16 protein-coding genes and 1 pseudogene are annotated in these 8,775 nt (G+C 61.6%); all 17 read right to left on the reverse strand.

Going from position 1 to position 8,775, the window contains the following annotated elements; all coding sequences use genetic code 11:
- Positions 1 to 120: 120 nt before the first annotated feature.
- The gene (rplR, locus tag X738_RS58140) at positions 121 to 480 is read right to left on the reverse strand and encodes a 50S ribosomal protein L18 (RefSeq protein ID WP_023799284.1); all 360 of its coding nucleotides are present in this window, start codon (positions 478 to 480) and stop codon (positions 121 to 123) included.
- A 192-nt stretch (positions 481 to 672) separates the two neighbouring features.
- Positions 673 to 1,206 (reverse strand): 50S ribosomal protein L6, encoded by a 534-nt coding sequence (gene rplF, locus X738_RS58145; RefSeq protein WP_023799285.1) that lies wholly within the window; start codon positions 1,204 to 1,206, stop codon positions 673 to 675.
- A 111-nt stretch (positions 1,207 to 1,317) separates the two neighbouring features.
- The gene (gene rpsH / locus X738_RS58150) at positions 1,318 to 1,716 is read right to left on the reverse strand and encodes a 30S ribosomal protein S8 (RefSeq protein ID WP_006205453.1); all 399 of its coding nucleotides are present in this window, start codon (positions 1,714 to 1,716) and stop codon (positions 1,318 to 1,320) included.
- A gap of 12 nt (positions 1,717 to 1,728) precedes the next feature.
- Positions 1,729 to 2,034 (reverse strand): 30S ribosomal protein S14, encoded by a 306-nt coding sequence (gene rpsN / locus X738_RS58155; RefSeq protein ID WP_023799286.1) that lies wholly within the window; start codon positions 2,032 to 2,034, stop codon positions 1,729 to 1,731.
- 27 nt (positions 2,035 to 2,061) lie between these two features.
- A complete protein-coding gene (rplE, locus tag X738_RS58160; RefSeq protein ID WP_023799287.1) occupies positions 2,062 to 2,640 on the reverse strand; it encodes a 50S ribosomal protein L5 in 579 nt (192 codons plus the stop codon).
- Positions 2,633 to 2,947, reverse strand: coding sequence for a 50S ribosomal protein L24 (gene rplX / locus X738_RS58165; RefSeq protein WP_013531428.1), 315 nt, complete (start codon positions 2,945 to 2,947; stop codon positions 2,633 to 2,635). The genes rplE and rplX overlap by 8 nt, the downstream gene beginning before the upstream one ends.
- 12 nt (positions 2,948 to 2,959) lie before the next feature.
- Entirely contained in the window at positions 2,960 to 3,328 is a 369-nt protein-coding gene (gene rplN / locus X738_RS58170; protein WP_006205457.1) for a 50S ribosomal protein L14, read from the reverse strand.
- A gap of 71 nt (positions 3,329 to 3,399) precedes the next feature.
- Entirely contained in the window at positions 3,400 to 3,639 is a 240-nt protein-coding gene (rpsQ, locus tag X738_RS58175; protein ID WP_023799288.1) for a 30S ribosomal protein S17, read from the reverse strand.
- Between the two features lie 11 nt (positions 3,640 to 3,650).
- Entirely contained in the window at positions 3,651 to 3,851 is a 201-nt protein-coding gene (gene rpmC / locus X738_RS58180) for a 50S ribosomal protein L29 (RefSeq protein WP_023799289.1), read from the reverse strand.
- Between the two features lie 13 nt (positions 3,852 to 3,864).
- Entirely contained in the window at positions 3,865 to 4,278 is a 414-nt protein-coding gene (rplP, locus tag X738_RS58185; protein ID WP_023799290.1) for a 50S ribosomal protein L16, read from the reverse strand.
- Between the two features lie 27 nt (positions 4,279 to 4,305).
- Positions 4,306 to 5,031: a 30S ribosomal protein S3 gene (gene rpsC / locus X738_RS58190; RefSeq protein WP_023799291.1), complete on the reverse strand. Its 726-nt coding sequence runs from the start codon at positions 5,029 to 5,031 to the stop codon at positions 4,306 to 4,308.
- On the reverse strand, positions 5,031 to 5,420 hold the full coding sequence (gene rplV / locus X738_RS58195) for a 50S ribosomal protein L22 (protein WP_023799292.1): 390 nt from the start codon (positions 5,418 to 5,420) through the stop codon (positions 5,031 to 5,033). The genes rpsC and rplV overlap by 1 nt, the downstream gene beginning before the upstream one ends.
- Before the next feature lie 1,110 nt (positions 5,421 to 6,530).
- The gene (locus X738_RS58210) at positions 6,531 to 6,824 is read right to left on the reverse strand and encodes a 50S ribosomal protein L23 (protein WP_010909275.1); all 294 of its coding nucleotides are present in this window, start codon (positions 6,822 to 6,824) and stop codon (positions 6,531 to 6,533) included.
- Positions 6,821 to 7,441, reverse strand: a complete 621-nt coding sequence (rplD, locus tag X738_RS58215) for a 50S ribosomal protein L4 (protein WP_023799294.1) — start codon at positions 7,439 to 7,441, stop codon at positions 6,821 to 6,823. The genes X738_RS58210 and rplD overlap by 4 nt, the downstream gene beginning before the upstream one ends.
- On the reverse strand, positions 7,441 to 8,187 hold the full coding sequence (gene rplC / locus X738_RS58220) for a 50S ribosomal protein L3 (protein WP_023799295.1): 747 nt from the start codon (positions 8,185 to 8,187) through the stop codon (positions 7,441 to 7,443). Before rplC ends, rplD begins: the two co-directional genes overlap by 1 nt.
- Positions 8,188 to 8,327: 140 nt before the next feature.
- Positions 8,328 to 8,636 carry a 30S ribosomal protein S10 gene (gene rpsJ / locus X738_RS58225; protein WP_006205468.1) on the reverse strand — a complete coding sequence of 103 codons (309 nt, stop codon included), beginning with the start codon at positions 8,634 to 8,636 and terminating at the stop codon, positions 8,328 to 8,330.
- A 63-nt stretch (positions 8,637 to 8,699) separates the two neighbouring features.
- Positions 8,700 to 8,775: pseudogene (locus X738_RS82650) on the reverse strand (EF-Tu/IF-2/RF-3 family GTPase); the annotation flags it as partial.

Below are 8,775 nucleotides of genomic sequence, written 5' to 3' on the forward strand. Positions count from 1 at the left end.
TGATGATATCCGGTTCCCTCTGTGGGTTGCCGGGAGCGAAACTCATTTTTCCCTTCGCATGATCTTATCCGAAAAGTCTGCAACTTATTGCTGCGCTGACCTCCGGTTCGGGATCATGCTTTAGAAGCTCAAGCCACCTTCACGGGCGGCCTCGGCCAGCGCCTTGACGCGGCCGTGATAGATGTACGGTCCGCGGTCGAAGACGACTTCCTTGACGCCGGCCTTCGAAGCGCGCTCGGCAATCAGCTTGCCGATCGCCACAGCGGCGGCAGTGTCGGCACCGGTCTTGAGCGAACCCTTGAGGTCCTTCTCCAGCGTCGAGGCGGCAGCGATGGTGTGGCCCTTGGCGTCGTCGATGACCTGGACGTAGATGTTCTTCGACGTGCGGTGGACCGACAGACGCGGACGCTCGCCAGCGACCTTCTTGATCTGGCGGCGGACGCGCTGAGCGCGGCGTTGGGTGGAGTCTTTCGAGCCCATGATATAAGTTCCTTGCCTTCAAAAAACGGGGGCAACCCTGTGCGGTAGGACAAGCCTCCCGCGACCGCTCCCCGCGGCGTTGATTTGCAGTGAATGGTGAATGGAAAAATGGTGAAAGGTAGAAACCAGGTGCCGCCCGGCTCCTGCCCATCCTACTGCCATTTTACCATTCACCATTCACCATTGACGAAATTACTTCTTCTTGCCTTCCTTGCGGACGATCTTCTCGCCAGCGTAACGAACGCCCTTGCCCTTGTACGGCTCAGGACCGCGATATTCGCGGATCTCGGCAGCGACCTGACCGACCTTCTGCTTGTCGATGCCGGTCACGGTGATTTCCGTCGGCTTCGGCACGGTGATGGTGATGTCCTGCGGCGTTTCGTAGACGACGTCATGGCTGAAGCCGAGCGCCAGCTGCAGGTTCTTGCCCTGCATGGCGGCGCGATAGCCGACGCCGGTGATCTCGAGCTTCTTTTCGAAACCGTCCTTGACGCCCTGCAGGATGTTGACGATCTGCGTGCGCGACATGCCCCATTTGGAACGGGCGGTCTTGGTCTGGTCGCGTGGCTGGACAGCGATCTCGCTGCCTTCCATCTTGACCAGCACTTCGTCGTTGACCACGAACTTCAGCTCACCCTTGGGGCCCTTCGCCGTGACGGTCTGGCCGTCGACGGTCGCGGTCACGCCCTGCGGCAGCGAAACGGGTTTCTTTCCAATACGAGACATTTTGTTGTCCTCGTCATTTCTCTTGTTTCAGGTCTCTGTTTCGAGCGTGATCTTGTGCGAATCCGGGTTCCACTTTTCACTGCGTGGTTCGGTTCGGGATCGCGCTCCAGATCAGAAGATCTGGCAGAGGATTTCCCCGCCGACATTCTGTTCACGCGCTTCGTGGTCGGCCATCACGCCCTTCGGCGTCGAAAGGATGGCGATGCCGAGGCCGTTGGCGACGTGCGGGATCGACTTCGCCGAAACGTAAACGCGACGGCCCGGCTTCGAGACGCGGGCGATTTCGCGCACCACCGGCGCACCGTCGAAATACTTCAGCTCGATCTCGATTTCGGACTTGCCGTTGTCGAAGTCGGTCTGGCTGTAGTCGCGGATATAGCCTTCCGCCTTCAGCACGTCGAGGACGCGGGTGCGCAGGCGCGAGGCCGGCGTCGAAACGCTCGACTTCTTGCGGCCATAGGCGTTGCGGATGCGGGTCAGCATATCGCCGAGAGGATCGCTCAATGACATGTTATGTCCTCCTTACCAGCTCGACTTGACCAGGCCCGGGATCTGGCCGTTGTTGCCGAGATCACGAAGCGCGATGCGCGATACTTTGAGCTTGCGATAATAGGCACGCGGACGTCCGGTGACTTCGCAGCGGTTGCGGATGCGGATCTTGGCCGAGTTGCGCGGCAGTGCCGCAAGCTTCAGCTGAGCGCGGAAGCGCTCTTCCATCGGCTTGGACTGATCCATGATGATCGCCTTGAGGACCTTACGCTTGGCAGCGTACTGGTCCACAAGCTTGCGGCGCCTGTTGTTCTTCTCGACTGAGCTGGTCTTTGCCATTTCAGATTTTTCCTTTTCTCGCTGCCGTTACTGGCGGAAGGGGAAGTTGAAGGCCTTGAGCAATGCCCTGGCTTCGTCGTCCGTCTTCGCAGTCGTACAAACGATGACGTCCATGCCCCAGATCTGATCAACCTTGTCGTAGTTGATCTCCGGAAACACGATGTGTTCCTTGATGCCCATGGCATAGTTGCCACGGCCATCGAAGCTCTTCGGATTGAGTCCGCGGAAGTCGCGGACGCGCGGCAGCGCGATGTTCACGAGGCGGTCGAGGAACTCGTACATGCGTTCCTTGCGCAGCGTGACCTTGGCGCCGATCGGCATCTTTTCGCGGACCTTGAAGCCGGCGATCGAGTTGCGCGCGTGCGTGACGACGGCCTTCTGGCCGGCGATCAGCGCAAGATCTTCCGCCGCGATCGAAGGCTTCTTCGAATCGCCGGTCGCTTCGCCGACGCCCATGTTCAGCACGATCTTGTCGATGCGCGGAACCTGCATCTCGTTCTCGTAGCCGAACTGCTCCTGCAGCGCCTTGCGGATGGTCTCGTTGTAGACCTGCTTGAGGCGCGGCGTGTTCTGGGCAGTCGCCTGCTTGGTTTGAGCCTTAGCCATTGATGACTTCTCCCGAGCGCTTGGCGACGCGCACCTTCTTGCCGTCCTTCTGGAAGATGAAGCCGACACGGGTCGGCTTGCCATCCTTGGGGTCGGCCAGCGCGATGTTCGACAGCTGGATCGGCGCTTCCTTGGTGATGATCCCGCCCTCTTGGGACTGGGACTGCTTCTGGTGACGACGGATCATGTTGACGCCGCGCACCAGCGCGGTGTCTTCCTTCGGCTGTACCGAGAGGACTTCGCCCGAACGGCCCTTGTCCTTGCCGGCCAGCACGACGACCTTGTCGCCTTTTCTAATCTTCTGCATTGGTCCGGCTCCTTACAGCACTTCAGGCGCGAGCGAGATGATCTTCATATGGTTCTTGGCGCGGAGTTCGCGCGGAACCGGTCCGAAGATACGCGTGCCGATCGGCTCTTTCTTGTTGTCGACGAGAACGGCCGCGTTCTTGTCGAAACGGATCACGCTGCCGTCCGGGCGGCGGATGTCCTTGGCCGTGCGAACCACGACCGCCTTCATCACATCGCCCTTCTTGACGCGGCCGCGCGGGATGGCTTCCTTGATCGACACCACGATGATGTCGCCCACGGAAGCGTATTTCCGCTTCGAGCCGCCCAGCACCTTGATGCACATGACACGACGGGCGCCGGAATTATCCGCGACGTCGAGGTTTGTTTGCATCTGAATCATGACTGGCCGCCTTCTTCTCTTCTAACGGGACGGGCGCAAAGCCCCTCCCCGGTCTGTCCAAAATTCGTTGTTTACGCCTGGTCCGAAGACACGACGGTCCAGCGCTTGTCCTTGGAAATCGGCTTCGATTCCTGGATGAACACCTGATCGCCGACCTTGTGGGCGTTGTTCTCGTCGTGCGCCTTGTACTTCTTGGTCATGCGCACGGTCTTCTTCATCACGGGATGCGTGAAGCGCCGTTCGACCTTGACGACAACCGTCTTCTCGTTTTTGTCGCTGACGACGGTGCCCTGCAGAATGCGCTTTGGCATGGTTTTCGTCCTTAAGCCTTCTTAGCCGCGGACTTTTCCGCAGCGATGGTCTTGATACGCGCAATGTCCTTGCGGACCTGCCTCACGCGCGCGGTCTTCTCGAGCTGGCCGGTGGCCTTCTGGAAGCGCAGGTTGAACTGCTCCTTCTTCAGGCTGGCCAACTCGTCGGTCAGCTGGTCCTGGGTCTTGGTCCGGATGTCTTCGGCTTTCATGATCAGCCCGTCCTTATTCTGCGATGCGCTGTACGAAGCGCGTCCTGACCGAGAGCTTGGCCGCGCCGAGACGCAGCGCCTCACGGGCGGTTTCCTCATTGACGCCGTCGATCTCGAACATGATCCGGCCAGGCTTGACGCGCGCCGCCCAGTAATCGACCGCGCCCTTGCCCTTGCCCATGCGGACTTCGGTCGGCTTCGACGTCACCGGCACGTCCGGAAAGATACGGATCCAGACACGGCCGGCGCGCTTCATCTCGCGGGTGATCGCGCGGCGGGCCGCCTCGATCTCACGCGCGGTGACGCGGTTCGGCTCAAGCGCCTTCAGCCCGAAACCGCCGAAATCCAGATTGGTGCCACCCTTGGCGGCACCGTGGATACGACCCTTGAACTGCTTGCGGAACTTTGTGCGCTTTGGCTGCAGCATCGTTCTAACTCCAAATTCTCAACTGTCTCAGGCGTTTTCGCGACGGCGACCGCGTTCGCGCTCACCACCACCGCCATGCGCATGATCGCCCTCGGTGGCGCGGCGCTCCGAAGCCATCGGGTCGTGCTCGAGGATTTCGCCCTTGAACACCCAGACCTTGACACCGCAGATGCCGTAGGCGGTGTGTGCTTCGGCCGTGCCGTAGTCGACGTCGGCGCGCAGCGTATGCAGCGGCACGCGACCTTCGCGATACCATTCCATGCGCGCGATCTCGGCGCCGCCGAGACGGCCGGCGCAGTTGATGCGGATGCCTTCGGCACCAAGGCGCATCGCCGACTGCACGGCGCGCTTCATGGCGCGGCGGAACGCGATACGGCGCTCGAGCTGCTGGGCGATCGACTGGGCGACCAGCGTCGCGTCGATCTCGGGCTTACGCACTTCGACGATGTTCAAATGCGTCTCGGACTTCGTCATCTCCATCAGCTTCCTGCGAAGCTTCTCGATGTCGGCGCCCTTCTTGCCGATGATCAGGCCCGGACGCGCCGCATGGATGGTGACGCGGCACTTCTTGTGCGGACGCTCGATCACGACCTTCGAGATCGCAGCCTGCTTGAGTTCCTTCTCAAGATACTTGCGGATCTTGATGTCCTCATGCAGCAGCTTGCCGTACTCGCCGGTGTTGGCGAACCAGCGCGAATCCCAGGTGCGGTTGATGCCGAGACGCAGACCGATCGGATTGATTTTCTGGCCCATTATGCGGCCTCCACTTTTTCTTCGACTTCACGAACGACGATCGTGAGGTGCGAGAACGGCTTCTCGATACGGCTGGCGCGGCCACGGCCACGGGCATGGAACCGCTTCATGACGATCGACTTGCCGACATAGGCTTCCGCCACGATCAGCGCATCGACGTCGAGGTCGTGGTTGTTTTCCGCGTTGGCGATCGCCGATTCCAGCGTCTTCTTGACCGTGCCGGAAATCCGCTTGGCCGAGAATTCGAGATCGGAAAGCGCTGTCGCGACCTTCTTGCCGCGGATCAGCGCGGCAACCAGGTTCAGCTTCTGCGGGCTGATACGGATCGTGCGCAACACGGCGCGCGCTTCGTTGTCAGCAAGCCTGCGCGGAGCTTTGGCCTTGCCCATGATTATTTCCTCTTCGCCTTCTTATCCGCGCCGTGACCGTAATAGGTCCGGGTCGGAGCGAATTCACCGAACTTGTGGCCGACCATGTCCTCGTTCACCGAAACGGGAACGTGCTTCTGGCCGTTGTAGACACCGAAGGTGAAGCCGACGAACTGCGGCAGGATGGTGGAGCGACGGCTCCACATCTTGATCACCTCATTGCGACCACCTTCACGAACCTTGTCCACCTTCTTGAGAAGGTAGCCGTCGATGAAGGGGCCTTTCAGATCGGAAGAGCGTCGTGTAGGGAAAGNTCGGTCGCCTTATTGGACCGCGTCTTCTTGCCCTTGGTCGGCTTGCCCCAAGGCGAAACCGGATGGCGGCCACCCGAGGTGCGGCCTTCGCCGCCGCCGTGCGGATGGTCGACCGGGTTCATGGTCACGCCGCGGTTGTGCGGACGTTTTCCCCGCCACACCGTACGGCCTGCCTTGCCGTCATTGATGTTGCCGTGGTCCGGGTTGGACACGGCGCCGACAGTGGCCATGCACGAGCCGTGGACGACACGCTGCTCGCCGGAGTTCAGGCGCAGGATCGCCATGCCCTGGTCGCGGCCGACGAGCTGGGCATAACCGCCAGCCGAACGGGCAACCTGGGCGCCCTTGCCCGGCTTCAGCTCGATGTTGTGGACGATCGTGCCGACCGGCATCGAGGCCAGCGGCATTGCATTGCCCGGCTTCACGTCGACCGCTTCGCCGGCCACAATCTTGTCGCCGGCAGCAATGCGCTGCGGAGCGATGATGTAAGACAGCTCGCCATCGTCATACTTGATCAGCGCGATGAAGGCGCTGCGGTTCGGATCGTATTCGATACGCTCGACCGTGCCGACAATGTCGAACTTGCGGCGCTTGAAGTCGATGATGCGGTACGTACGCTTGTGACCGCCGCCGATGAAGCGGGCGGTGATGCGGCCGTAATTGTTGCGGCCGCCCGATTTGGTCAGGCCCTGGGTCAGGCCCTTGACGGGCTTGCCCTTGTAGAGGCCCGAGCGGTCGACGATGACCAGCTGGCGGGTGCTCGGCGTTATCGGGTTGAATTTTTTCAGTGCCATGTCTGTTGTCCTCGCGGTCTTGCTCAGAGACCCGTCGCGACGTCGATCGACTGGCCGTCGGCCAGCGTCACAATCGCCTTCTTGACGTCGCTCTGGCGGCCGATCGTGCCGCGGAAGCGCTTGATCTTGCCCTTGCGGACAAGCGTGTTCACGGCCATCACCTTGACGCCGAACAGCGCTTCGACGGCAGCCTTGATTTCCGGCTTCGACGCCTTCTTGGCGACGTTGAAGACGACCTGGTTCTGCTCGGAAGCCATGGTCGACTTTTCGGTGATCGCCGGCGAGACGATCACGTCGTAGTGACGAAGGTCGGTCATTTGAAGCGCTCCTCGAGAGCCTCGACGGCGGCCTTCGAAAGGACCAGCGTGCCGCGGCGCAGAATGTCGTAGACATTGATGCCCTGGATGGGCAGCACGTCGATGTTCGGGATGTTCGTCGCCGCCAGCTTGAAATTCTTGTCGAGCTCGGCGCCGCCGATCAGCAGGGCGTTGGACAGGCCCAGCGTCGCGAAATTCGCGATCAGCGCCTTGGTCTTGGCCTCGGTCAGCATCAGCTCATCGATGATGACGAGCGAGGCGCTCTTGGCCTTGGCCGAGAGCGCATGCTTGAGGCCCAGCGCACGCACTTTCTTCGGCAAATCGTGCTCGTGACTGCGGACGACCGGGCCGTGGGCCTTGCCGCCGCCGCGGAACTGCGGAGCGCGTGCCGAATGGTGACGGGCGCGGCCCGTACCCTTCTGCTTGTACATCTTGGCGCCGGTGCGGGCGATCTCGGCGCGACCCTTGGTCTTGTGCGTGCCCTGCTGCTTCTTGGCAAGCTGCCAGCGTACGACGCGCTGCAGGATGTCCTCGCGCGGATCAAGGCCGAAAATCTCCTCGGAGAGTTTCACCTTGCCGGCGTCCTTGCCGCCAAGCGTTGTGATCTTGAGGTCCATTATTCCGCTCCCTCTGTGGCCGGGGCATCTACTGTGGCCGGGGCATCGTTCTTGGCGCCATCACTGGTTGCAATGGCGCGGATTGCGGCGGGCTTCGGCGCATTGGCCGGCAGCGCAACCTTGGCCGCGTCACGGACCAGGATCCAGGCGCCCTTCGAACCGGGAACCGCGCCGCGGATCAGAATCAGACCGCGATCGGCATCGGTCGAGACGACCTCGACATTCTGCGTGGTGACGCGCGTGTCACCCATGTGGCCGGCCATATGCTTGCCCTTGAACACCTTGCCCGGGTCCTGGCGCTGGCCGGTCGAGCCGTGCGTACGGTGCGAGACCGAGTTGCCGTGAGTCGCGCGGCCGCCGCCCATGTGGTGCCGCTTGATGACGCCCTGGAAACCCTTGCCGATCGTGGTTCCCGTCACATCGACCTTCTGGCCGACGACGAAATGATCGACGGTGATCTCGGCGCCGACATCGATCATGTTATCGGCGGAGACGCGGAACTCGGCAACCTTGGCCTTCGGCTCGACGGAAGCGGTCGCGAAATGGCCGCGCATCGCCTTCGACGTGTTCTTCACCTTGGCAAGGCCAACGCCGAGCTGGACGGCGGTATAGCCGTTCTTCTCCTGCGTGCGCTGCGCCACGACCTGGCAGTTCTCCATCTGGAGAACGGTGACGGGAACATGTTCCCCGGCATCGTTGTAGATGCGGGTCATTCCCACCTTCTTTGCAATCACACCTGAACGCATCGGTTCATTCCTTTAGAGTTCCCTGTCGGGGCTGTCGCCCCTCCACGCCTCTTGTTCCTTCAGAGTTCCCTGTCGGGGCTTTCGCCCCTCCACGCCTCTTGTTCCTTCAGAGTTCCGGGTCGCCCCGCCGCTCTGGTTCCTTAGAGCTTGATCTCGACGTCGACACCGGCGGCAAGATCGAGCTTCATCAAAGCGTCGACCGTCTGCGGGGTCGGATCGACGATGTCGAGCAGACGCTTGTGCGTGCGCATCTCGAACTGCTCGCGGCTCTTCTTGTCGACGTGAGGCGACCGGTTGACCGTGAACTTTTCGATCCGCGTCGGCAGCGGAATAGGGCCGCGGACGTTGGCGCCGGTGCGCTTGGCCGTCGACACGATTTCCCGCGTCGAGGCGTCAAGCACCCGGTGATCAAACGCCTTCAGGCGGATGCGGATATTCTGTCCGTTCATGCGTCACTTCCTTGTTCTGGCGCGGCGCGGGCAGCGCCCGCGACAGATCGGTTTAAGTCCAAATTACTCTTTGATGGTGACGACGATGCCGGCACCGACGGTGCGGCCGCCTTCACGGATGGCGAAGCGCAGCTTCTCT

The sequence above is a fragment of the Mesorhizobium sp. L48C026A00 genome (genome assembly GCF_000502375.1).
In the GTDB taxonomy this organism is placed as follows: Bacteria; Pseudomonadota; Alphaproteobacteria; order Rhizobiales; family Rhizobiaceae; genus Mesorhizobium; species Mesorhizobium muleiense.